This window comes from Thermocrispum municipale DSM 44069 (genome assembly GCF_000427825.1).
Classification (GTDB): Bacteria; Actinomycetota; Actinomycetes; order Mycobacteriales; family Pseudonocardiaceae; genus Thermocrispum; species Thermocrispum municipale.
In genome coordinates, this window is record NZ_ATYT01000004.1 from 286,945 (window position 1) to 309,113 (window position 22,169).

Sequence of the window (22,169 nt, forward strand, 5' to 3'; positions counted from 1 at the left end):
GGGCTGGAACATCGTCCCCTGTTCCAGCCATCTCGTGGCGGCCGCACTGGCGGTGGTGTCAGGTAGAGAGTGTGGGAACGTGAACTTCCGCGTAGCTGCCACTCTGGTGTCAGTCATGTTTTCCCAAGTCAGTCGCGCTTGAGTGATTCCGTGACAGGTGTGACAGTGCGGACACTCGGCAGGCCATCGTGAAGCGATCTGGTAGATCGCCCAGCGAACCTGCCGCGTCCAAAACGCCCCAGGCAATGTGCGCGAGCGCCTCAGAAGCCAAATGCGGCGGCCGTTTCCGGCGCATTGCAGCGGCTGAACCTTCTCCTGACGAGATCATTTTCAACGCCGCCCTTCCCCTCCAGCCTACAGCGACGTGACGCCACGGGCGTTTTCAGAGCCGCAAGGCGGCCGTTACAAGCACCGCCCGCCAAGCCTGGACCGTGCCACACTGGATTCAGCCGGAACGGCAACTCAGGGAGGAACCACACGTTGCGCGACGACCAACGCTGGACCGTCCATGGCGAGCGACCCGTCTATGAGAGCGACTGGGTGCGCGTCTCGCTTGCCGACATCTCGCAACCGTCGGGCGATCGATTCGAACACCACGTGGTGTGGTTTCCCGCTCCGGCTATGACTGTCCTGCTAGACGACGCCGAGCAGAACGTTCTTATGGCGTGGCGTCATCGCTTCGCGCCGGACATCTGGAACTGGGAACTGCCCGGCGGGATCGTCGACGAGGGCGAATCTCCTGAAGCTGCTGCAGCCCGCGAGCTGATTGAGGAGACCGGCTACAAGCCGCGCGCGTTGGAGCACCTAATTACATTCGAGCCCGCCGTCGGCATGCTTCGAAACCCGCATCATGTGTTTCTTGGCCGCGGGGCCGAATACGTCGGCGATCCGACCGAGAAGAATGAGGGAAAATTTGAATGGGTTTCCTTGGATCGGGTTCGAGGCCTCATCACGGAAGGAGAAGTCAAAAATTCTGGCTCGCTGGTAGGACTTTTGATGACTCTGGATAGATTGCGCTAGGAGATCAGGCGGCAAGCAGCTTGGCTGTCCGACGGCGCTGACGCACCGACCCGGCTCGGCCGCTCGCGGCGCCGGCTGCTTTGACGCGACGACATCACCACGCTGGCGTAGCGCTATTGCTAGATCCACGCGCAGCCCTGCGTCAGCGCGCGCCGAGTGGACACCAAGGGAGCGCCGGCACAGCTTCGTGTCGCTGCTGTCCGACAAGGGCGTTCCGATCGAAACGATCGCACGCCTGTTGGCCACAGCACCACGTCGACCACCGAGCGCGTCTACCGCAAGCAGATCCGGCCCGTCATCGAGGACGGCGCGATCGTCATGGACCAGCTGTTTCGAGATCGGAACGAAGGCACCTGATCCACGCCGCCGACGCGCGAGGAGGCACGAATGTCAGACCGCACGACCTGACCATGCAGAAGCCCCGTCGGACCTGGTCTCGTCTACGCAGGTCCGACGGGGCTTCCGTCTGAGCCGCCTGCGGGAATCGAACCCGCGACCTATTCATTACGAGTGAATCGCTCTGGCCAACTGAGCTAAGGCGGCAACGCCCAACAGTGTAGCGACATCGCTTGGCGTGGATCAGCGACCCCACCCCTGTTGGCGCATACGATCGTGCCGACGAGGTGAGTGGGAGGCGAAGGTGCGGTCACAGCTCGGGGCGCTCGCTCTCACGGTCGGGCTGCTCGGCGCTTCCGCGGCGCCCGCCGCTGCCCATCCTGCCCAGGCGAACGCCCAGGTCGACGTGGGTGCGGCGGTCGGCGACGCAGGCACCGCCGCCGCGCTGACCCGTGTGCTTCCCGGCTCGATTCCGCGAACCTCTCCCCTGCCCGCGGTGGCCCAACTCGAATCGTCGACCCGCGCGTTCGAAGGCGGCGTCGGTTTCAGCACCGTCAGCGTCGACACCGGCGCCGAGTTGCCGTTCGAACGCGCGATAGCCAAAGCCGGCCCGTCGGGCACGGCCCTCAACGCGCGAGCCGCTGTCCCGGGCGGAGTCGTCCAGACCGCCCCACCCAGCAACCCCCAGCCGAGCCGCGGCACGCTGAAGCACCAGGAGAGCCCACTTGACCTGCTGATACGAGCCGAGCGGCAGACCGGCCAGGCGCATGCCCGCTGGAGCACCGACCACGGCCCCTGCGTCGGCCGCGTCGTGAAGGCGACGACGTCGACCGGATCGATCCGACTGGGTACGGCGATAGCCACGCTCCCGGACATCCCGTTCTCCGAACTCGACCGCCGCGGGCGGATGCCGAACGGAAGCCTCGCCACCCTCGGCCAACTCCTCGGTGACAGCAAGCCCCTGGTCGAAGTACCGGGCACGCTGACCACCACGTCGACGGTGGACGTCTCCGGCAAGGAAGTTCGCGCGACGTCGAAGGTGCAGACCGACCGTCTGGAAGTCCTAGGCATGACGGCGACTGTTCGCCATGCCCCGGTCCTGACCGCGCACGGCACGGGCAAGCCCGACAAGGATCGCGTCGTCAACGACACGCCCATCGTGGACTTCAAACGCGGGAACCGAACGCTCTTCCGCCTGGACCGAACCCGCGAGACCCGCGACGTCCGGATCGGTGTGATCACGCGCGGACGGACGACCATGCCGGTGGTCGACGGCTATGCCCGACACCCGAGCGGCAAGGAAATCCGGCTGTCCGGGGCCGACCGGCGCAAAGTCACCGAACTGTTCGCGCTCCGCCTCTCGGTCGGCGGCTTGACCACCCAGTCGACCGCGGTCGACAAACCCTTCCACGGCACCCAGATCACCGCGTCGGCCCGGCTGCTCGACGTCCAACTGCTGCCCACCAAGACGCTGACCGATGCGCTCAAGGGCCGCTACGACCTGCCCTCCACACTCGCGCACTACACGATCGGCGAGCAGGTCGTCCGGGCAGCAGCACCGCCGTCCGGCCCGCGCTGCGGCGCGCCGGGCGCCGGCGAAGTCACCGTCGCGGCACCGCCCGAAGCCCTTGCCCCGAGCAGCGCAGACATCATCCCGACCCGCGTGCTGCTGTGGGGCGGCGCGGGACTCGTACTCCTCGGCGCGTACCTGCTCGCCGTGGCACGACCCCGCAAACGTCGCGAGTGACTCAGCCTTTCGCCAGCGCGGACACCATGGCCTCGACGGCGATGCGCGGCTTGACGTTGAGGTTCAACGCCTCGCGACACTCCAACACCGCTTCCAGCCGCCGCAGCGTCGACTCGGGGCTCCAGCGCGACGCGGCCTCCTTGATCTGCTCCTCGTGATCGGGATGGGTCAGCGTCGCACCCGTCGGGAAGACCAGCACGTCACGGTAGAAATTCGCCAGGTCGACCAGGGCGAGATCGATCGTGTCCCGCTGAGTCCGCGTCGCCCGCGACTTCTGCCGCTTCCGGAGCTGGTTGACCGCCGCCTCGGCAGCGCGCTTGGCACCGGCCGTCCCACGCCCGGTGCCCTCACCACCCATGGCGACCCGCAGCTCCGACTCCTCGACCTCGTCCCGCTTGGCGCTCTCCGCAACGGCGTCGGCCTCGGCCGCCGTGATCAACAAGTCGGCGAAGGCGAACACATCATCCGGCCGCCGCAGCCCGACCGGGATACGGAGGACATCGGCGCGACGCGAACGAGCAGCCTCGTCCGTGGCGAGCCGTCGTGCCCGCCCGACATGTCCGCCACACACCGACGCTGCCCAGCGGGCGCGCTCCTCGTCGATCCCGTCCCGTTCCACCAGGACACGGGCGATGGCATCGGGAGGCGGGGTGCGCAGATTGACCGCACGACACCGCGAACGGATCGTCACCATCACGTCTTCGGGGTGGTCCGACGGCGCGCACAGCAGGAACACGGTGCGCTCCGGCGGCTCCTCGACAGCCTTGAGCAGCGCATTCGACGCGCCCTCGGTCAGCCGGTCGGCGTCGGCGATGATCACGATCTGCCACCGTCCGGTGGACGGCCGCCGCGCTGCCGTCTGCACCAACGACCGCATGTCCGCCACCGAGATCGACAAGCCCTCGGGCTCCACGAACCGCACGTCACCATGCGTGCCGGCCATCACCGTCCGGCAGTGGACGCAGTCAGCGCACCCGGTGCGGCTCTCGCACTGCAGGGCCGCCGCGAACGCCCGCGCGGCCACCGTGCGACCGGACCCCGGTGGGCCGGTGAACAACCACGAGTGCGTCATACCGTCGCCTGCGGCCGCAGCGGAGAGGATCTCCACCGCAGGCTCTTGCCCCACGAGCTGTTGCCACACGCTCACGACGCGGCCTCCACCGGCTTCTCGGCCTGCTGCAACGGCTGGATGCCCCGCTTGTCCAGCAGCGGGCGCACCGCCTCACGCACACGCTCGGCGACTTCGTCCTGGGAACCTTCGGCGTCGACCACGACATAATTTTCCGGATCGGCCGCGGCCCACTCGCTCAGCAGCCCGCCGATCCGCAGCGCCGTCTCCGCCGGGCTGCCGTCCTCCTGCGGCTGGCCCGGGTCGACGTCCAGCATGATGGTCAGGTCCGGGCGCAGCTGTTCCATCGCCCAGTCGGCCAGGCCCTCCAGCTCGTCGATGTCCAGCCCGGCCACCGCCGACAGGTGCGCAAGCGACGAGTCGGCGAACCGCTCCATCACGACGATCGCACCGGCGTCCAGCGCGGGCCGCACGTCGCGCTCCACGATGTCGGCTCGCACGGCGGCCGCGGCCAAGGCCTTCGCCCGCGCTCCGGTCAGCGAAGCGTTGTGCAAGATCGACTGCAGGCGCTGGTCGTCCAGAGCTGGGTCGGTGGCCAACGCGATCGGCGGCGTCACGGTCCGGCGCAGCCACAACGCCAGCTTGGCCGCCTGAGCCGCGGTGTCCGTGGCCGTCGTCCCCTCGATGGCGATCAGCAAGCCGTTGACCCGGCGAGGCCGCCGACGCAGCGCATTGCGCAGGTCGCTGATGATCGGCTCGTCGCGCCGCGAGTCCATCATCCGGTAGGCGATGATGCCGACCAGCGTGGCCAGGATCCCGCCGCCGAGCAGCACCGGGCGCGTGCCGTCGATCTGCACCGTGGTGCCGAACAGTTCGACCCTGCGCGGCTTGACCAGACCGATCAGCAGCGGCACCAGGGCGACCGAGCCGCCCAGGATGATCTTCATCAGGGACTGGTAGACCGCGTTGATCCGCCCGCGCACATCGTCCTCGATGCGGGTACCGATGATCGTCACGCCGGTCAGGAACGCAACGCCCGCGCAAGCGCCGACCAGCACGATCGCCGACATCGCGACGATGAGGTGGGGCGCAAGGGCCACCACGCACAGGGTGAGACCGGCGAACACGATGGCCGCGCCGAACAGCCGGTCGTGCGGCAGGCGGCGCGCCAGCTTCGGCGCCCCCGCCATCCCGAGCGCGAGCCCGATGAAGATCGCCACGAACATCATGCCGAACGCGGTGTCGCCGGCCAGCAGGCTCTGCGAGTAGGGCTTGGCCGAGCCGACCACCGCACCGCCCGCGGCGAACGCTCCGACCATGCCGATCAGCAGGCCACGCACCAGCTTCGTGCTGCGGACGAACGTGAAGCCGTCCTTGATCATCTGCAGCATGCTCGGCTTGTCGTCGTCGGCGCGCAGCACCGGCTCGTCGTGCACGTTGCGCAACGACAGTTCGGGGATCCGCCACACCACCAGCGCGCTGCACAGGAACAACAGCCCGGTGATGACCACGACCATGCGCGCGAGGCCGAACTCGCCGGTCGTTCCTTCCGGCAGGCCAAGCACCTGCGGCAGACCGCTGACCAGCGCATAGAAGCCCGCGCCTGCCACCACGGAGACCCCGTACGTGACCACCAGGCCCAGCTGGTTGGCCGTCTCCACCTGGTCCTTACGACGCAGCAGGTTGGGTGCGGCCGCGTCCTTGGACGGAATCCACATCGTCGACGACAGGCCCACCAGGAAGTTGGCCACGAACAGCCACCACGGTGAGCCGACGATCGCGATCGACAGCAGCAGACCGCACCGCATCAGGTCGGCGATCACCATGATCACGCGGCGGTCGAACTTGTCCGCGAGCAGTCCGCCGAGCGGGGCGAAGATCAGGCCGGGGAGCAGCAGCGTGAGCACCACACCGGTGAACGCGAAGTTCTGCGCGGTGTAGGACTCGGTGAGCTTGGTGACGTAACCGGTGAGCCCGAGCAGCGTCAGCCAGTCCGCCGTGCTGCACAGGAACGACACCCCTATGAGCCGCCGGAACGGCTTGATCGCCAGTACCCGGCGGACGCGGTAGAGCGTCGAAGCGGACGACAGCCCCGGCGCACCGGACTCGGGCACCTGCGTCGGACCCAGCACCCCTGCGATGAGCCACACCCCGCTTCCGCTTCGTCGACCACCGACATCACTCGAATGGTCGGCGTCTGGCGAACGCGACCCAGGGTAGTCGGCACAGGCGTTATGCCACGCGTAGGGGCGCTGGTGTCGCTACTGGAACAACTCGCCGATACCCGTCGCGATGCTGGAAATCACCTGTATGGCGATGACGGCGAAGATCGCCAGGACGACCAGCGCGACCACCACACCACCGACGGTCGACCCGCCGCTTGCGCTGCCGTTGGACGACTCCCGGTCGCTCTTCGACTTCGCCCGCAGTTGCTCGCGGCGCTGGCGCACCGCCTCACGCCAGCTCTGCACGTCCGCATCGCTGCGGCCGCTGAGCGCCTGCCGCATGCGCTGACGCGCGGGCACCTTCTCGGGCGTGGCGACCATGCCGGGCGGGAGCCCACCTGCGGAAACGCCGGGAGGTGGGGGCAGCGCGACCCTCGGGCCCTCCGGTGGCGCGTCCTCCGCGGCCAACAAGGCCTCGACCATCGCACGCGACTGTTCCTCGTCGGGCTCCACCGGCTTGGCGACCGGGATGACCGGCTCGTCGTACGAATCGCCCTGGACGTCCAGGCCCGCGGGTGCGCTCGTCACCAAACCGGCGAGCGGGTCCGGGAACAGGGGTAGCGGTGGCAGGGACTGCGTTCCATCCGGCGTCCAGCTGGTGTGCCCCACGGCGGCTTCCGATCTCACGGCGCTGCTTCCCGGACGATGGTAACTCGCTGTCGTCATCCGACCACGCAATCGTTCAGGTGCAATCCGCTACCCCCCAGTTACACGCGGTGAAGTTCCGCTACTTCTTCCGTGCGGCGGCCCGCTTCTTGGGCGCCGGCCCCTTCGCCCTCTTCTCCGCCAGCAACTCGGCCGCCCGCTCGACGGTCAGCTCCTCGACACTGTCGCTCTTGCGCAGCGACGCGTTGTACTCGCCGTCGGTCACGTACGGACCGAAGCGACCACTCTTGACCAGCATCGGCTTGCCCGACTGCGGATCCGGTCCGAGCTCTTTCAGCGGCGCGGCGGAGGCCTGCCTGCCCCTGCGCTTGGGCTCGGCGTAGATCTTCAGCGCCTCGTCCAGCGTGATGTCGAAGATCTGCTCCTCGCTGGCCAGCGATCGCGAATCCGTACCCTTCTTCAGGTACGGGCCGTAGCGACCGTTCTGCGCGGTGATCTCCTCACCGCTCTCCGGGTCGGTGCCCACCACACGCGGCAGCGACAGCAGCTTCAGCGCGTCCTCCAACGTGACCGTCTCGGGCGTCATCGACTTGAACAGCGAGCCGGTGCGCGGCTTGACCTTGGCCGCCTTCTTCTTGCCCGAGCCGTTGGTGGGCTGCTCCTGCTCGGGGATCACCTCGGTGACGTACGGCCCGAAGCGCCCCTCCTTGACCACGATCTCGTGCCCGGTCTCCGGGTCCACACCGAGCGAACGCCCCTCCTGCGGGGTGGCGAACAGCTTCTCGGCGATCTCCGCGGTCAGTTCGTCCGGCGGCAGGTCCTCCGGCAGGTTGGCCCGCTGGGACGCCCCGTCGACCTCGCGCTCCAGGTAGGGGCCGTAGCGGCCGACCCGCACGTACACGGTGCGGCCCTGGTCGTCGGTGAACATCGGGATCGAGTTGATGTCCCTGGCGTCGATGGCGTCGACACCCGAGCCGACCAGCTTCTTCAGCCCGCCCAGCCTGCTGACCGAGCCCTCGACCCCGTCGTTGCCGCCGAAGTAGAAGCCGGACAGCCACCTGGTCCGCTCCTGCCTGCCCGCGGCGATCGCGTCCAGCTCGTCCTCCATCGCCGCGGTGAAGTCGTAGTCGACCAGCCGGCCGAAGTACTGCTCGAGCAGGCCGACCACGGAGAAGGCCACCCACGACGGCACCAGGGCGGAGCCCTTCTTCCACACGTAGCCGCGGTCCTGGATCGTCTTGATGATCGACGCGTAGGTCGACGGGCGGCCGATACCCAGCTCCTCGAGCGTCTTGACCAGGCTGGCCTCGGTGTAGCGCGGCGGCGGAGAGGTCGAGTGGCCGTCCGCGTCCAGCCGCTCGGCGCGAACCCGCTGATCCTTGGTGAGGTTCGGCAGCCTGCGCTCGGCGTCATCGGCCTCGCCGCCCGCTTCGCTGTCCAGCGCCTCGACGTAGGCACGCAGGAAACCCGGGAAGCTGATGGTGCGGCCGCTGGCGGCGAACGTGCACTCCTCGCCGGACGCGGCGGTGCCGGTGATGCGCACCGACATCGTGGTGCCCTTCGCATCCGCCATCTGCGAGGCGATGGTCCGCTGCCAGATCAGCTCGTACAGCTTGAACTCGTCCGGGTCCAGCTCCGCGGCGACCTCACCCGGCGTGCGGAACACCTCGCCCGCAGGCCGGATGGCTTCGTGCGCCTCCTGCGCGTTCTTCACCTTGCGGGTGTACTGGCGCGGCGTCTTCGACACGTACTCGGCCCCGTACAGCTGCGTCGCCTGGGAGCGGGCCGCCGCGATCGCCGTCTCCGACAGCGTCGTGGAGTCGGTACGCATGTAGGTGATGTAGCCGTTCTCGTACAGCCGCTGGGCCGTGCGCATCGTGCGATCCGAGGAGAAGCGCAGTTTGCGGCCCGCTTCCTGCTGCAGCGTGGACGTCATGAACGGCGCGTACGGCTTGCGCGTGTACGGCTTGGCTTCGACGCTGGTGACGGTGAACTCCGCGCCGGTGAGCGCCTCGGCAAGCCGGGTGGCTTCGGCCTCGCCGAGCACCCGCACGTTCTTCAGCGACGCCTTGAGCTCGCCGTCGGAGGTGAAGTCCTTACCGGTGGCCAGCCTGTCGTCGTCGACGGCGACCAGCTTGGCGCCGAAGTCCTGGCCGTCGGCGGACATGGTGGCCGCGATGTCCCAGTACTCCGCCGATGTGAAGCGCATCCGCTCGCGCTCCCGCTCCACCACGATGCGGGTGGCCACCGACTGCACCCGGCCCGCGGACAGCTTCGGCATGATCTTCTTCCACAGCACCGGGCTGACCTCGTAGCCGTACAGCCGGTCCAGGATGCGCCTGGTCTCCTGCGCATCGACCAGATCGGTGTCCAGGTCACGCGGATTCGCCGCGGCGTCCCGGATGGCGTGCTCGGTGATCTCGTGGAAGACCATGCGGCGCACCGGCACCTTCGGCTTGAGCGCCTCGATGAGGTGCCACGCGATCGCTTCCCCTTCGCGGTCACCGTCCGTGGCGAGATACAGCTCGTCGACCTCTTTGAGCTTGCCCTTCAGATCGGTGACCGTGGACTTCTTGTCCGGCGTGACGATGTAGAGCGGCTCGAAGTCGTTGTCCACGTCCACGCCCAGCCTGGCCCACGGCTGGCCCTTGTACTTGGCAGGCACGTCCGCCGCGCCCCTCGGCAGGTCGCGGATGTGCCCCTTGGACGATTCGACCACGTAGTTGCGGCCCAGGTAGGAGGCTATTTTGCGAGCTTTAGCGGGTGATTCGACGATCACCAGCCGACGGACGTCATCGCCGCCCGAGCTCTTGGTCGATCCAGCCACGTTCGGCTGCCTCCATTCCTCTGCCGCCACCCTGGCCGCGGACGAGTGGCGGGTCTGCGCGACATTCCCTTTCCAGCTTTAGCACGGCCGACGACACCGGGTGCCCGCCGGCTGGCGGGCCAGCATACGCGGACATGGTGTGTGCTACCCGTCACCACCCGTGGTCAATCCCCCGGGGGGTGATCGTCAGTATGCCGCCCCGCCCCTCAGTATTGCCTAGTCGCTTTTCAGGGCGAGCAGGCACTCTCCGCCTCGCTCGGCCATTTGCCGCACCTACCTCGCCAACGGTGGCGTAGCGCGGTCTGTTCCGAATGGCACGCAACGTTTGCGGCATATGCCCCGCCTTTAAGGGGCGACAGATCACGCCGAGGGGGGGGCAGGGGAAGTGCGCAATGTCGTAGCGGTGGTGCTGCTGGTCGTGGCCTGGCTGACGGCGGTGGCCGTCGGCGTGCAGCTGGCAACACCCACACAGTCTGAAGCGGTCTCGCTGGCCGCAGAAGGTCCACGGTTGGCTCCGGAGACGAGCGCCGATCCGCCTGCGGAGGCCACCACAGTGGCGCGTCAGGAGCAGGTGCAGCTGCGCGGCTGCGTCATCCGGTTCGACCGTAAGGACCGGATGGGCCGGACGCTGGCCCGCAAGCATGTGAACAGGGCGCACGCGTGCCTGGGGGTTCGCTCGGTTCGCATCGACTACCGGACCGGCGAGCTGGTGCTGACCGGCTCACGCAGTGGGGCGATCGTGTTCATCTCGGTCTCGCCCGACGAGACGCTGACCGCCAAGGGCATCAGTTGCGGGCCGTCCGGCGGCCTTGCGGTGACCCGGTTGCGGTGCTTCGACCGGCAGGGCAGGAAGGTGCCCGCGTACTCTCCCCGGCTCTACAGCCCGCGAGCCAACCTGTGGATCGGATGGCGGACATGGCAGGGCTGACCGGGCCGATGCTTCCGCACTGGAAGCCGTTGCAGTACGACGTGCCCGCCGAGACGGCGTGGCCGCGCTGGGCACGGCTGCTGTCGCGGGCGTTGACCCTCACCGTCGTGATCGCCGTCGGCCTCTGGCTGCTCCACTACGGCGACATCGACGTCGACATCGATCAGATGCGGCGACCAACACGACGGCCCGCCCAGCGCCGCGTTCAGCGGGCCGGACGGGCCGTCGAGCGTTGAATCAGGCGATCAGACGTTCGCCGCTTGCTGTGCCGGGGAGGAGTCGGACAGCGAGCTGGAACGCCGCTTGGACACCACGATCGCCACGACGATGATCGCCACCGCGACCAGCGAGATGATCAACCGGGCGGCGTCCGAGGCGTTCTCGCCGACGGACAGCTGCACGATCGCCGGGGCGATCAGCAGCGACACCAGGTTCATCACCTTGATCAGCGGGTTGATCGCCGGGCCCGCGGTGTCCTTGAACGGGTCACCGACGGTGTCACCGATGACGGTGGCCTCGTGCGCGGGCGAGCCCTTGCCACCGTGGTGGCCGTCCTCGACCAGCTTCTTGCCGTTGTCCCAGGCACCACCGGAGTTGGCCAGGAACACGGCCATCAGGACACCGGCGGCGATGGCGCCACCGAGGTAACCGGCCAGCGCACCGGTGCCGAGGCCGAAGCCGACGGCGATCGGTGCGAACACGGCGAGCAGACCCGGGGTGGCCAGCTCGCGCTGCGCGTCCAGGGTCACCAGGTCGACCACGCGGCCGTACTCGGGCTTGCCGGTGCCCTCCATGATTCCCGGGATCTCCCGGAACTGGCGGCGGACCTCCCACACCACGGCGCCTGCCGCGCGGGAGACCGCGTTGATGGCCAGACCGGAGAACAGGAACACGACCGCGGCACCGACGATGACGCCGACCAGGACGTTCGGGTTGACCACCTCGAAGCCGAAGGAATCCGGCAGCTCGCCGCCCGCCGCAGCCTCCTCGACCGCCTTGACGATCTCGGTCACGTAGGAACCGAACAGCGCGGTCGCCGCGAGCACGGCGGTGGCGATGGCGATGCCCTTGGTGATGGCCTTGGTGGTGTTGCCCACCGCGTCCAGCTCGGTCAGGATCGCCGCGGCGTTCTCGTCGACGTCACCGGACATCTCCGCGATCCCCTGCGCGTTGTCGCTGACCGGGCCGAAGGTGTCCATGGCGACGATGACGCCGACCGTGGTGAGCAGGCCGGTACCGGCCAGCGCCACGGCGAACAGGGCGACGGTGCCGCCGATCAGGTAGGCGCCGAACACGGCGGCGGCGATGACCACCGCGGTGTAGACGGCCGACTCGAGACCGATGGAGATACCGGACAGCACGACGGTGGCCGCACCGGTCTCGGAGGCCTCGCCGACGGTCTTGACCGGCTTGTGCTCGGTGCCGGTGAAGTAGCCGGTGAGCCACAGGATGACGCCGGCGAGCACGATCCCGATGATCACCGAGATGGTGGCGATGACGGCCGGGTTGCCCTCCGCACCGGCGAAGTCGGTGGGCAGGAAGATGAACGAGGCCGCCGTGCACAGCACGGCCGCGATGACGGCCGAGATGTAGAACGAGCGGTTGATGGTGACCAGGCCGTTCTCGCCGGAGCGGGCCTTGGTGATGTACACACCGATGACCGCGGTGATGACCCCGATGGCGGGCACGATCAGCGGGAAGACCAGGCCGTCCGCGCCGAGCGCGACCGAGCCGAGGATCAGCGCCGCGACCAGCGTCACCGCGTAGGACTCGAACAGGTCGGCGGCCATACCGGCGCAGTCACCGACGTTGTCACCCACGTTGTCGGCGATGGTCGCCGCGTTCCGCGGGTCGTCCTCCGGGATGTTCTGCTCGACCTTGCCGACCAGGTCCGCGCCGACGTCAGCGGCCTTGGTGAAGATGCCGCCACCAACACGCATGAACATCGCGATCAGCGCGGCGCCGAAACCGAAGCCCTCCAGCACCTTGGGGGCCTGGCCCGCGTAGACCAGCACCACCAGCGCGGCGCCAAACAGGCCGAGCCCGACGGTGATCATGCCGACGGTGCCGCCGGTGCGGAACGCGATCCGCATGGCCTTCTCCCGGCCACCGGACTCCCGCGACGCCGCGGCCACCCGCAGGTTGGCCTGCGTGGCCAGCCACATGCCGAGGTAGCCGATGGCGAACGAGAAGCCGGCGCCGACCAGGAAGAACAGCGAGCGGCCGATGCGCTCGCCCCAGTCCTCCGCCGGGAGGAAGAACAGCAGTACGAACACCACGGCGCCGAAAATGACCAAGGTGTTGCGCTGCCGCTTGAGGTAGGCAATCGCGCCTTCCTGCACGGCCTTGGCGATCTCCTGCATCTTCGTGGTGCCCTGACCGGCGGCCAGAACCTCCTTGAGCAGGATGTAACCAATACCGAGCGCGGCAAGGGCGATCACTGCGACCACGGCCACGATGCCGTAGTCGCCTCCGGACAGCGAAATGCCGTCCGCGAGGATCTGCCGGGACATTCGTCCTCCTGTGTCGCATGTTGGTCGGTACTGCAAAGGTGCGGGTTCTCTCCCGCCGGTGCACCGACTGACGATGTTCGGGCCCGGAGTCTATTGGTTGGGCCTCCTAGCACTGACAACGGCCCATACCAGTTCTCCGTCGGTTTCGTCACGTCAGGGGCGCATCGGGGACGAAAGTTGCCTCCGCTCAGGGACGTTCGGGCAGCCGACGGCGGTGTGTGACGCGGCCGTGAACGCGCTTCTTGCCGGCGCGCCGGTGGCGCTGTCGGCGTGGATCGAGCGCCACGAGGCTGCTCCACGCCAGGGCCGGACGCCGCGAGACTGCTCGACGCCGGGGCCGGACGCCGCGAGACTGCTCGACGCCGGGGCCGGACGCCACGGCGCCGCTCGACGCCACTGCAGTGCTGTGCGGACCACACCCCACGGCTGCATTCGGCCGCACCGAGATGCGTCGTCCGCCGAGCGTGCGACCTGCCGTCGGTCACCAAGGAGCACGCCCGTTCGGCCGTGTCACCTGCGCGCGGCTACGGCGTCGGTGGGGTGTGTCAAGCTCGAAGTCGTGCAGCATTCCGACGCCGAGCTCAAGCGGGCTGACTCCCTGCTGGCCCGCGTGCTGGCGGGCACTCCCGAAGGGGAGCAGCCGGTCACGCACGTGCGTACGCTGCCCGCACGCCCGGCGCGCTGCGTCCCCTGGCCATCGTGGGTTCCGGAGGAGGTTGCGCGCCGGTTCGTCGACTGCGGTGTGCAGCAGCCGTGGTCGCACCAAGCGGAGGCTGCCGACCACGCCTGGCACCAGCGCCACGTGGTGCTGTCGACCGGCACGGCGTCCGGGAAGTCGCTGGCCTATCAATTGCCGGTGCTGTCGCTGCTGACGCAGAAGCCGAAACGCACGGCGTTGTATTTGTCGCCCACCAAAGCGCTGGGGTACGACCAGTTGCGGGCGGTCGCTTCGCTGGAGATTTCCGGCGTGCGGGCGGCCACGTTCGACGGGGACACCCCGCTCGAGGAGCGCGACTGGGTGCGAGCGCACGCGAACTGGGTGTTCACCAACCCGGACATGCTGCATCACGGGCTGCTGGCGGCCCATTCGCGATGGGCTCGGTTCTTCCAGCGGCTGGCCTACGTGGTGGTCGACGAGTGCCACAGCTACCGGGGCGTGTTCGGTTCACATGTGGCGCTGCTGTTGCGCAGGCTGCGCCGCGTGGCCGCGCGCTACGGCGCGAATCCGACCTTCGTGCTGGCCTCCGCGACCGTGGCCGAGCCGGCCGAATTCGCCCAGCGGCTTGCCGGGCTCGAGTGCGTGCCGGTGGTCGATGACGGCTCGCCGCGCGGGCCCCGCACCATCGCGCTGTGGGAGCCACCGCTGCTGCGGGAGATCACTGGCGAGAACGGCGCCCCGGTTCGCCGCTCGGCAGGTGCGGAGGCGGCGCGCATCATGGCTGATCTCGTCATCGAAGGCGCCCGCACGCTGGCCTTCGTCCGGTCGCGCCGCGGCGCGGAGCTCGCTGCCGTGTCTGCCCGCAGGACTCTGACCGAGGTCGATCCTGCGTTGGCCAAGCGGGTGGCGGCCTACCGCGCCGGCTACCTGCCCGAGGACCGCCGCAAGCTGGAAGCGGCTTTGATGTCCGGTGAGCTGCTGGCGGTGGCCAGCACCAACGCACTCGAGCTCGGGGTGGACATCTCCGGCCTGGATGCCGTGCTTCTTGCGGGTTATCCGGGCACGCGCGCTTCGTTCTGGCAACAGGCCGGTCGCGCGGGCCGTACGGCTGAGGAGTCGGCGCTGGTCGTCTTCATCGCCAAGGACGACCCGTTGGACACCTACCTGGTGCACCACCCGGAGGCGATGCTGGATCGGCCGGTCGAGGCTGCGGTGCTCGATCCGATGAATCCGTACGTGCTGGCCCCGCAACTCGCCTGCGCTGCCGCAGAGCTACCGCTGCGCACGAAGGACCTGCCGATTTTCGGCGGGTCGGTCGCACGTGAGGTGCTTGATGACCTGGTGGCGGACAAGATGCTGCGCAGGCGGTCCAGCGGTTGGTATTGGACGGCGCGTGACCGTCCGCATCACGAGGTGAGTATTCGCGGCTCCGGCGGCGAGCAGGTGGCCGTGGTGGAGAGCGAGACGGCGCGGCTGCTCGGAACGGTCGATCCCAGCTCTGCTTGTGCCACCGTGCACCCGGGCGCGGTGTACTTCCATCAGGGCGCCACGTATGTGGTGGACGAATTGGATTTCGAGGAACGGCTCGCGTTGGTGCATGCCGAGGAACCGGAGTGGACCACTTCGCCACGGGACGTGATCGACATCGAGGTGCTGGAGACCGACGAGAAGGCGGTCTACGGCGGGGTGACGGTGTGCCTGGGCCGGGTCGCGGTGACCTCGCAGGTCGTGAGTTATCTGCGGCGTCTGCCGTCGGGAGAGGTGCTGGACCAGACCCCGCTGGACATGCCCGCGCAAACCCTGCACACCCGCGCCGTGTGGTACACGGTCAGCGAGTCGTTGCTTTGCGGCAGGGGGCCGGGGGGCGCTGGGCTGGAACCCGCGCGCATCCCCGGCTCCCTGCACGCTGCCGAGCACGCGGCGATCGGCCTGCTACCGCTCTTCGCTACCTGCGACCGCTGGGACATCGGGGGCGTGTCAACCGCTCTGCATGCCGACACCGGGGAGGCCACGGTGTTCGTGCACGACGGTCATCCCGGGGGCGCGGGATTCGCCGAGCGTGGGCATGCGGCGCTGGTGCCCTGGCTGGCCGCAACGCGGGAGGCGATCGTCTCCTGCGAGTGCTCGACCGGCTGCCCGTCCTGTGTTCAGTCGCCGAAGTGCGGGAATGGCAACGAACCTCTGGACAAGGCAGGGGCGGTGGCCGTGCTCGACACCGTGCTGGGTGCCATCAACGGGGCGGATCATGGCAAGGGGACGCGGGGGGAATCCCCTCACCAGCGGAGGCGGTGATCCGCCCACCGTCGGCGCGCTCGCACGGCCACACTGTGGTCCACTGTTCAGTTGTCCTGTGAAGCTGTGGCTCGAGGTCGGCACCGCCGCATCGGGGGGATGGGCTTCGGTGCGGCGGTGCCGTCTCGAGCTGTGGCGCGGCATCCACGGCCGACCGGGGCTGAACAGGCCGCGAATGCCGGCACGACCGGCGAGCAGCGGTCGGGGCGCTGCCACCTGTCGCTTACGCCGCGCTCGGCTGCAACCTCGCCTGCGCGCCGTCCACCAGACCGGCGGCCCTGGCCAGGACGCCGTGCACCGCGGCTGCATGCGGGAGCTTCCATCCCCACACCTCGGGCTTGACCCGCCAGTGCACGATGCCGCCGGGGTACGGGCTGGGCGGGAGGGGCACCCAGCTTTCCTTGCCGTGGTGAACCACCCCGGGCCGGTTGGCCAGCTGTGCGGGGAGTTCGGGCCCGGAGGCGGTCAGGAAGATCCACCGGCCGTTCGGCATGGCCAGAATCGGGGCAGGCCTGTCCTCGGCACGCAGCAGACCCGCTGCCGCGCGCCCCAGCTCGGCGTCGACTTCCACCGCGTCCACCACGGTGCCGGTCGCCACGAGCACGCTGTAGGGCTCCTCGTGCCACTTCTCGGCGACCGCCTTGGCGTCGACGCGCACACCGCGGCGCCAGTCGTCCGTCACAGGCTGCGGGCCGCGCCATTCGCCGCTTCCCGGATAGCTGCCCGGAAAGACCGGCCAACCGCGCAGCGCGAGATCTACCGCCTCGGTGCGCAGCTCGATACGGAACGCACTGCGCCAGGCTTCCGGCCCCTCGGTGTGCAACATCGGTCTTTCCGTCTCCTCGGTATTCGTGCGCAATGGTGCAGGTGAACCTGCGTTTTCTCGGGGCTCGACCGCAGGACGGCCTGCCCGCCCCATTGAGTGAACTGCAACATGCAAATTGCGGGTAGTGGGTGCTCGGCGACCGGTAGTCACCGAACGTTGAACGACGGACGTCCAACGGTTCAACCGAACGTGTCGCCGTGATCAACTGACGTGAAACCGCTCACGCCGGGCGGTAGTGATACCGCTCACCGTCGCCCAATGACCGTCCAACCGGTCGCAAATTCGCTACCACGCCCGTTCATCGACCGCTCATCGACGCTGTCGATCGGCCCAGCCCGAGCCTTGGCAGCAGCGCGACCGAACATCGCCACCGGTCCGGGCGGGTCCACCCGGACGCGCACCAGCGCATCCCATTCCTGCAATCGACAGCCTGCGAGATCGGCACGCATCAGCTCGGCTATTCGCCTCGCCTGATCGCAGGCGACCGACTCGCCGTCGCGGGCGTACGTGGCTGCCGCGAGGGCAGCCAGATCGGCGGCGGATGCCGCGCGATGTCGCGTGACCAAGCCTGCGCCGAGCCAGACCACGACGCTGAATACCAGCAACACAGCGGCGATCGCCCCCGCCGCCCACACTGTGGCGACACCTTCGTCTCCGCACTCGCGTGACGCGGATGTCATCGAACCCGGCCTCCCGGTCCGGAGCCGTTGCTGCTCGACGACGATGCCTGCGCCGGGGTCGCCGTCTCCGGCGCAGGCTCGGCGCCGGGCTCGCCAACGGCGAACGCCTCCGCGGTCAAGCTCATCGGCAACAGGCCCCCGGCAGGCTCGGCGCTCACCTGCACCCGAATGAGCTCGGCGGACTTCTCCACGTCGAGGCGAGCCCCGGCCGGAGCGATCTCGGCGACGGCGCGATCGGCCAGCTGCCGGTCACCGCGAGCGATGAGCCGAGCTGCTTCTCGCGCGGCATCGGTGCACCGCATCTGGTCCACCACCGCACCCACTCCGGCCAGGCACAGCGCCACGACGATGACGAGCGCGCTCACCGCGATCGCCGCCTCGACCGTTACCGCGCCCCGATCCTTACCGAGGACCTCGTGCGGCTCCATGCGCCCGCCTAGAAGTCGACGGCTAGCGCGTCCTGCACCAAGCCAGTCAGTGCGTCGACCACTTCGTCGCTGCTCACCACCGCGTAGAGCACGGCGGCGAACGCGGCTGCGACTACGGTGCCGATGGCATATTCCGTGGTGGTCATGCCGTCGTCACCCACCAGTCGCGGCACGCGAAGCAGTGGCCACCGGCGCAGCGGCAGGCGGAGCGCTCGAGCCACGGTCTTCGTTGCAGGATGTGACAGATTCATGAATCAGCCCTCCCAGGTGTGAGAGTCAGCCGCTTCTCCCGCGAGCGCCCATTCGGACACTCCGACAAGTCAGGGCAGCACGGTGAGCTGACCGGCGAGACCGATCACCACCGGCACGACGCCCAGGCACAAAAAGCTCGGTAAGAAGCAGAGTCCGAGCGGGCCGGTGACGAGGACGCCTGCACGCTGGGCCCTCGTCTCCGCCGCCTCGATCTGCTCGGCTCGCAAGCGAGCAGCCATGTCGTCGACTGCCTCGGCCAGCGCACTCCCCGATTGCGCGGACCGGCGAGCCGCGTGCGCCAACGGTGCCGTCGCCGGACAGGCCGCGGCCGGCCGCCATGCTTCATCGCCCGGGGCGCCCAGCGCGAGGAGTTCGCTCGTCCTCCGCAGCGCATCGGCCGCCGCCGCCGGAAGGCCGTCGGCGATCGCGCGAAGAGCTTCGGCGATCGGAAGGCCCGCGCGCAGGGATGCGGCCAGCAGATCCCAACCTGCTGCCACCGCGAGCGGGTCGGCAGTGCTTCCGCGGCGGTCGTTGGTGTCCGTGCGCGGTGCCGACGGCCCAACCGAGCCAGATCCCGCGCGAGGGCCGACCACCGCAGCCAGGCGGCCCTTGACATTGGTCGCCGCGGGCGCGGTCAGCAAAGCCGCGACCACCAGGCACAGCGACGTCACCCCGTCACCGCCTTTCGCGTGAGCCTGCCTACCCAGGTCATTCCTGCGAAGACCAGGAGACTCCCGACCATCAGCAGGGCCTGACCGGCGGGTGTGGAGGACAGCACTCGCACTGGTGCGCCTCCCATGACCTCGCCGAGCACGATGCCGACAAGCGGCAGGCAAGCCAGGACGGCGGCGCTCGCCCGTGGTCCGGCCAGCTTCGCGTGCACGTGATCGGCGAACCGCGCGGTCGCTTCCACATCACGACGCACCGCATCCAGCACCGGGGCCAACGGGACACCGTGCTCCTGCGCGAGCCGCCATGCCCGCGCCACCCGATGCAGCAATTCAGCGCCGATCGAGGACGACTGGGCGGCATCGGCCAATGCGATATCGGCATCGCCACCCAGGCGCGCGGCCGCCGCCACAGCGCGCAACCCGCGCGAAGCACCAGTGCCTTCCGGAACGTCCGCGGCCACGGACGCGGCTGCAGCGGCCGGATGTGCACCCGCTCGGAGCTCGGCGACCAAGCCGCCCAGGGCCTCCGCCATCACCCGGTACTCCACCGCCTCGGCCGCGCGTTGCCGACGAGCTCGAAGCCGCCGCGCCGTCACAACCCCAGCCAGTCCACCCACCACGGCGCCCGCAGGCCCCAGAAGAACCCACCCGGCGACGGCCACAGTGACGACTGCCGCGGCCGCGATGACCCGCTCCGACGGCTTCCTCCGCCGGCGCAGGCCGCGATGTGCGCGAACGGCCCGCAGCCGGAACGCCGGCGACGGCGGCCAGCACAGCACGGCGGCGAGCAGCATCAGCGATGTCAACACGGCGGCTGCACTCCCCTTGCGCGGAACAACTCGGCGAACCGGTCGGCGTGCTCGGTCCACGTCCCGCGTTGCCATACCGGGAGAACCCGCACCAGCGTGGTCTCTCGGTGCAGCACACCGATCTCGGTCAGCGCCCGCACCCCACCGTCCTGCCGTCGCATGTGGAGAACGACGTGCACCGCGGCCGCAAGCTGGCTGTGCAGCCCTTCGCGGGACAGGCCGCCGAGCGCGGCGAGACCTTCGAGCCGGGCGGGCACCTCTGCCGGAGCGTTGGCGTGCACCGTGGCCGCGCCGCCCTCGTGGCCGGTGTTCAGCGCGTTGAGCATCGGGACGACCTCGCCTCCGCGAACCTCGCCGACCACCAGCCTGTCCGGCCGCATGCGGAGCGCCTGCCGCACCAAGTCGTGCAGCGTGATCTCCCCGGCACCTTCGATGTTCGGCGGACGCGAAACCAAACGGACGAATTGCGGATGACGCGGCGCCAACTCCTGCGCGTCCTCGACGCAGACAACGCGCTCGCGCGCCGGTACGACGCCCAGCAACGCACCGAGCAACGTGCTCTTGCCTGCACCCGTCCCGCCGCTGACCAGGAACGCCAACCGGGCGGACACGATTGCCTCGAGCACCCGGGCTGTCTCCGCGTCGAACGCGCCCGACCTGTGCAACTGCTGCAGATCGAACGTCGCCTGACGCAGGACCCGCAACGCGATGCAGGTGCCGTCGGCGGCCACCGGCGGAAGCACGGCGTGCAGCCGAACCCGCCCGTGTGGCCCCACTCCAGGAAGCCAACCGTCCACATAGGGCTGGGCGTCGTCCAGGCGTCTGCCCGCCGCGAGCGCCAATCGCTGCGCCAGTCGCCGCACCGCGGACTCGTCGGCGAACCGGATCCGGGTCCGGCGCAGCCCTTCCGCGCCGTCCACCCACACCTGGTCCGGCGCGGTCACCAGCACATCCGTCACCGCTTCGTCGGCGATCAGCTCCTCCAGCGGCCCGAGCCCCACCAGCTCCTGGCGGAGCCGGCGGACCGCCTCGAGCACGTCACCATGCCCGGCGACCCCGCCCGCTTCGGCACGCACCGCATCGGCCACCGCGGCCGCGCTGACATCTGCACCCTGTACGGCAAGCCGACGCCGCACCCGCTCGACAAGATCCGCGCGCATCAGGCGACCTCCGCCGGGGTCGGCTCCTGCCACAACGCGCTCAGCACGTCCCGCGCTGCCCGCGCGAGCGGCCCTCCGGGGCGCGGACCGAACTCGCCGCACTCGGTTCGCCGCGCCAGCCGCGGCTCGGCCCGCATCACCGCGAGCGGCTCGACAGCGAGCGCTTCGACCACCGCGGCTTCCGGCAACGCGGCCGGGGCCGGCCCGCGCACCACGACTCCGACCCGCCGTGCGCGACCACTGAGCCGCTCGACCACGCGCATCGCCGCAGCCGTGGCGCGCACTTCCGCAGGCACCACGACGGCCAGCAGATCCGCACGATCGACGACTTCCCAGCCCACCGCATCGAGCTCACGCGGAAGGTCGCACACCACCGTGTGACCGGCGCGCACGCCCGCGTCGACCACCGCCGCAACTCCCTGCGCGCTCGGGCCGGCGCCCTCGCGGGCGCACGACAGCACGACGAGGGACCCGCCACCGCAGGTGAGCCGCGGCAAGGCCGATCGCAACGACTGCATCGACACCCGGCCGCCGCGCACCGACACGTCCGGCCAGCGCAATCCACCGTCGTGCTCGGCGCCGAGAAGCAAATCGATCCCGCCGCCCAGCGCATCACAGTCGACCAGCAACGCATCCTCCCCGCGCCGCGCGGACTCCACGGCGACCGCGGCCGCGAACACCGAAGCGCCCGCACCGCCGCGGCCACCGACAACTCCCAGCACGCGGCCGTCACCCGCCGGCGGCCCGTCCACGACCTCGGCGAGCAGCGCCATGAGCGACTGCTCGTCCTCCGGCAGCGTCAACACCTGCTCGACGCCCGCGGTGAACGCCGACCGCCAGCAGCCGTCCGGCGGCTGCCCGCGACACACCAGCGCCACACCGCTTCGGGCCGGCACCTGCCCACGCAAGCCCGCCTGCAACGCGGTGCCGTCCACCAGCACCTGCGGCGCGCGCAGCCACGAACCCCGAGCCGCTGGCGGATCCGGCGCGACCTCGACCTCACAACCCGCCGCGGCGGCGAGCCGTAACACTTCGTCCAGCAGCGCCTCGTCCTGCATGACGACCAGCGGCCGGTGCTGCTCCGACATCGCTCCCCCCAGTCCGTGAGTGCCCGCGATCGCC

The 22,169-nt window shown here is 69.5% G+C and carries 19 protein-coding genes and 1 tRNA gene; 6 read left to right on the forward strand and 14 right to left on the reverse strand.

Going from position 1 to position 22,169, the window contains the following annotated elements; genetic code table 11:
- Positions 1-480: 480 nt before the first annotated feature.
- Positions 481-1,020 carry an NUDIX hydrolase gene (locus YWM_RS0104750; protein ID WP_028849750.1) on the forward strand — a complete coding sequence of 180 codons (540 nt, stop codon included), beginning with the start codon at positions 481-483 and terminating at the stop codon, positions 1,018-1,020.
- A 156-nt stretch (positions 1,021-1,176) separates the two neighbouring features.
- Positions 1,177-1,377, forward strand: coding sequence for a hypothetical protein (locus YWM_RS0104755; RefSeq protein WP_028849751.1), 201 nt, complete (start codon positions 1,177-1,179; stop codon positions 1,375-1,377).
- Between the two features lie 112 nt (positions 1,378-1,489).
- Here the strand turns inward: YWM_RS0104755 and YWM_RS0104760 are convergent.
- Positions 1,490-1,563: transfer RNA gene (locus tag YWM_RS0104760), tRNA-Thr, on the reverse strand.
- A gap of 97 nt (positions 1,564-1,660) precedes the next feature.
- On the opposite strand from YWM_RS0104760, the gene YWM_RS0104765 reads away from it, so the two are divergent.
- Entirely contained in the window at positions 1,661-3,103 is a 1,443-nt protein-coding gene (locus YWM_RS0104765) for a hypothetical protein (protein WP_028849752.1), read from the forward strand.
- Position 3,104: 1 nt separating this feature from the next.
- Here the strand turns inward: YWM_RS0104765 and YWM_RS0104770 are convergent, their stop codons facing one another.
- The 4 genes from YWM_RS0104770 to topA form a co-directional block, all read right to left on the reverse strand.
- Positions 3,105-4,250 (reverse strand): DNA polymerase III subunit delta', encoded by a 1,146-nt coding sequence (locus YWM_RS0104770; protein WP_028849753.1) that lies wholly within the window; start codon positions 4,248-4,250, stop codon positions 3,105-3,107.
- Entirely contained in the window at positions 4,247-6,322 is a 2,076-nt protein-coding gene (locus tag YWM_RS0104775) for a bifunctional MFS transporter/dTMP kinase (RefSeq protein ID WP_156914643.1), read from the reverse strand. Before YWM_RS0104775 ends, YWM_RS0104770 begins: the two co-directional genes overlap by 4 nt.
- A 111-nt stretch (positions 6,323-6,433) precedes the next feature.
- Complete coding sequence (locus YWM_RS0104780) at positions 6,434-7,024, reverse strand: hypothetical protein (protein ID WP_028849755.1); 591 nt, start codon at positions 7,022-7,024, stop codon at positions 6,434-6,436.
- Positions 7,025-7,124: 100 nt separating this feature from the next.
- Complete coding sequence (gene topA / locus YWM_RS0104785) at positions 7,125-9,830, reverse strand: type I DNA topoisomerase (RefSeq protein ID WP_028849756.1); 2,706 nt, start codon at positions 9,828-9,830, stop codon at positions 7,125-7,127.
- Between the two features lie 385 nt (positions 9,831-10,215).
- On the opposite strand from topA, the gene YWM_RS25100 reads away from it, so the two are divergent.
- Together YWM_RS25100 and YWM_RS0104795 are read left to right on the forward strand one after the other, a co-directional pair.
- Entirely contained in the window at positions 10,216-10,758 is a 543-nt protein-coding gene (locus YWM_RS25100; protein WP_156914644.1) for a hypothetical protein, read from the forward strand.
- On the forward strand, positions 10,746-10,994 hold the full coding sequence (locus tag YWM_RS0104795) for a hypothetical protein (protein ID WP_156914645.1): 249 nt from the start codon (positions 10,746-10,748) through the stop codon (positions 10,992-10,994). Before YWM_RS25100 ends, YWM_RS0104795 begins: the two co-directional genes overlap by 13 nt.
- A gap of 9 nt (positions 10,995-11,003) precedes the next feature.
- On the opposite strand, the gene YWM_RS0104800 is transcribed toward YWM_RS0104795, so the two are convergent.
- Complete coding sequence (locus YWM_RS0104800; RefSeq protein WP_028849758.1) at positions 11,004-13,271, reverse strand: sodium-translocating pyrophosphatase; 2,268 nt, start codon at positions 13,269-13,271, stop codon at positions 11,004-11,006.
- Positions 13,272-13,830: 559 nt separating this feature from the next.
- Between YWM_RS0104800 and YWM_RS22225 the strand changes: the two genes are divergently transcribed.
- Entirely contained in the window at positions 13,831-16,221 is a 2,391-nt protein-coding gene (locus tag YWM_RS22225) for a DEAD/DEAH box helicase (RefSeq protein ID WP_052344582.1), read from the forward strand.
- Between the two features lie 223 nt (positions 16,222-16,444).
- Here YWM_RS22225 and YWM_RS0104810 read toward each other — a convergent pair whose 3' ends face one another.
- The 8 genes from YWM_RS0104810 to ssd all read right to left on the reverse strand — a co-directional run bounded on the left by YWM_RS0104810 (position 16,445) and on the right by ssd (position 22,135).
- The gene (locus YWM_RS0104810) at positions 16,445-17,047 is read right to left on the reverse strand and encodes a bifunctional DNA primase/polymerase (RefSeq protein WP_028849759.1); all 603 of its coding nucleotides are present in this window, start codon (positions 17,045-17,047) and stop codon (positions 16,445-16,447) included.
- A gap of 245 nt (positions 17,048-17,292) precedes the next feature.
- Positions 17,293-17,727: an Rv3654c family TadE-like protein gene (locus YWM_RS22230; protein ID WP_052344558.1), complete on the reverse strand. Its 435-nt coding sequence runs from the start codon at positions 17,725-17,727 to the stop codon at positions 17,293-17,295.
- Complete coding sequence (locus YWM_RS22235; RefSeq protein ID WP_084612183.1) at positions 17,724-18,155, reverse strand: TadE family type IV pilus minor pilin; 432 nt, start codon at positions 18,153-18,155, stop codon at positions 17,724-17,726. The genes YWM_RS22230 and YWM_RS22235 overlap by 4 nt, the downstream gene beginning before the upstream one ends.
- Positions 18,156-18,163: 8 nt before the next feature.
- Entirely contained in the window at positions 18,164-18,328 is a 165-nt protein-coding gene (locus YWM_RS27030) for a DUF4244 domain-containing protein (protein ID WP_342664924.1), read from the reverse strand.
- Between the two features lie 147 nt (positions 18,329-18,475).
- Positions 18,476-19,078 (reverse strand): type II secretion system F family protein, encoded by a 603-nt coding sequence (locus tag YWM_RS22240; RefSeq protein ID WP_043659628.1) that lies wholly within the window; start codon positions 19,076-19,078, stop codon positions 18,476-18,478.
- Positions 19,075-19,887 (reverse strand): type II secretion system F family protein, encoded by an 813-nt coding sequence (locus YWM_RS0104835; protein ID WP_043659629.1) that lies wholly within the window; start codon positions 19,885-19,887, stop codon positions 19,075-19,077. Before YWM_RS0104835 ends, YWM_RS22240 begins: the two co-directional genes overlap by 4 nt.
- Positions 19,881-21,047, reverse strand: coding sequence for a TadA family conjugal transfer-associated ATPase (locus YWM_RS0104840; protein ID WP_028849762.1), 1,167 nt, complete (start codon positions 21,045-21,047; stop codon positions 19,881-19,883). The genes YWM_RS0104835 and YWM_RS0104840 overlap by 7 nt, the downstream gene beginning before the upstream one ends.
- Positions 21,047-22,135: a septum site-determining protein Ssd gene (gene ssd / locus YWM_RS0104845; protein WP_028849763.1), complete on the reverse strand. Its 1,089-nt coding sequence runs from the start codon at positions 22,133-22,135 to the stop codon at positions 21,047-21,049. The genes YWM_RS0104840 and ssd overlap by 1 nt, the downstream gene beginning before the upstream one ends.
- Positions 22,136-22,169 lie beyond the last annotated feature (34 nt).

Coding starts and splice junctions, on each gene's coding strand:
- YWM_RS0104795 (WP_156914645.1), top strand. CDS start 10,746: ATGGCAGGGCTGACCGGGCCGATGCTTCCGCACTGGAAGCCGTTGCAG.
- YWM_RS0104800 (WP_028849758.1), bottom strand. CDS start 13,271: ATGTCCCGGCAGATCCTCGCGGACGGCATTTCGCTGTCCGGAGGCGAC.
- YWM_RS0104810 (WP_028849759.1), bottom strand. CDS start 17,047: ATGTTGCACACCGAGGGGCCGGAAGCCTGGCGCAGTGCGTTCCGTATC.
- YWM_RS22230 (WP_052344558.1), bottom strand. CDS start 17,727: ATGACATCCGCGTCACGCGAGTGCGGAGACGAAGGTGTCGCCACAGTG.
- YWM_RS22235 (WP_084612183.1), bottom strand. CDS start 18,155: ATGGAGCCGCACGAGGTCCTCGGTAAGGATCGGGGCGCGGTAACGGTC.
- YWM_RS0104840 (WP_028849762.1), bottom strand. CDS start 21,047: ATGCGCGCGGATCTTGTCGAGCGGGTGCGGCGTCGGCTTGCCGTACAG.
- ssd (WP_028849763.1), bottom strand. CDS start 22,135: ATGTCGGAGCAGCACCGGCCGCTGGTCGTCATGCAGGACGAGGCGCTG.